Origin of the sequence: Sedimentimonas flavescens (assembly GCF_019264375.1) — a bacterium.
Lineage (GTDB): Bacteria > Pseudomonadota > Alphaproteobacteria > Rhodobacterales > Rhodobacteraceae > Rhodobacter > Rhodobacter flavescens.
The window spans coordinates 1-1,196 of record NZ_JAHVAI010000052.1; the positions used below are offsets into that span (position 1 = coordinate 1).

Here is a 1,196-nt window from a genome sequence, read left to right on the forward strand (position 1 = left end):
TGCTGTGACCCCCGATAATTCCTCCAGTTGATGCTAGAGTCCGACCCAACAGAAGGATCGGACCATGAAGCCATCGAAGTTCAACGAAGCCCAGATCATCGGCATCCTGAGGGAGGCCGAGGCGGGGGCGAAGACTGCTGATCTCTGCCGTCGGCACGGGATCAGTACCTCTACGTTCTACGCCTGGAAGGCGAAGTTCGGGGGGATGGAAGTCTCGGACGCGAAGCGGCTGAAGGCGCTTGAGGATGAGAACGCCAAGCTGAAGCGCCTTTTGGCGGATGCCCTGCTCGACCAGGCCGCGCTGAAGGATCTCCTTAGCCGAAAGTGGTGACGCCCGCCGCCAGGCGCGAGGCCGTCGCGATCCTCGTGGAATTGCACGAGATGAGCGAGCGGCGGGCGTGTTCCGTGATCGGTGCGGACCGAACCTCGGTTCGCTACCGCAGCCGACGGCCCGACGATGGCGGGCTGCGCGAGCGGATGCGGACGCTCGCGGGCGAACGCCGCAGGTTCGGCTATCGGCGGCTGCATGTGCTGCTGAGAAGAGAGGGGTTGGTGATGAACCGGAAGAAGACCCAGAGGCTTTATCGCGAGGAAGGCTTGTCGGTGCGCAAGAGACGGGGGCGGAAGAAGGCGACCGGGACAAGGGCGCCGCTGCTGACCGTCGCAGTTCCCAACGCCCGCTGGTCGGTCGATTTCGTGCACGACCAGTTCGCGCAGGGGCGTCGGTTTCGCGTCTTCAATGTGATCGACGACGTGACCAAGGAATGCCTGGCTGCGGTGGTCGATACCTCGATCTCGGGCCGCAGGGTCGCGCGCGAGCTCTCCGCGGTGATCGCGCGGCGCGGCAAGCCGGGCTTGATCGTCAGCGATCATGGAACCGAGTTCACCTCGAACGCGATGCTGGCCTGGACCGAGGAAGCTGGCGTGTCGTGGCACTTCATCGCGCCCGGCAAGCCGATGCAGAACGGGATCTGCGAAGCCTTCAATTCGAAGATGCGGGACGAGCTATTGAACGAGACGCTGTTTCACGGGCTTGACCACGCCCGCGCCGTCGTTGCGGACTGGGTGGCCGATTATAACGCCGAGCGCCCACACTCGGCCCTGAGCTACCAGACCCCCGCCGCTTTCGCGACCCAACTCACCGCAATGGGCGATCGGCTACACGAAACGGAAACGTTCCACCGCTCGCCCATTGC

The 1,196-nt window shown here is 64.1% G+C and carries 1 protein-coding gene; it reads left to right on the plus strand.

The annotated features are described in order from the left end of the window. Positions 1-64 precede the first annotated feature (64 nt). Positions 65-1,196 (plus strand): IS3 family transposase gene (locus tag KTQ37_RS16625; RefSeq protein WP_413243732.1). Its coding sequence is split into 2 segments (ribosomal slippage), with 1,133 coding nucleotides annotated over them: positions 65-326 and positions 326-1,196; the frame shifts between segments, so codons are not numbered across the junction. This gene is flagged as partial in the annotation.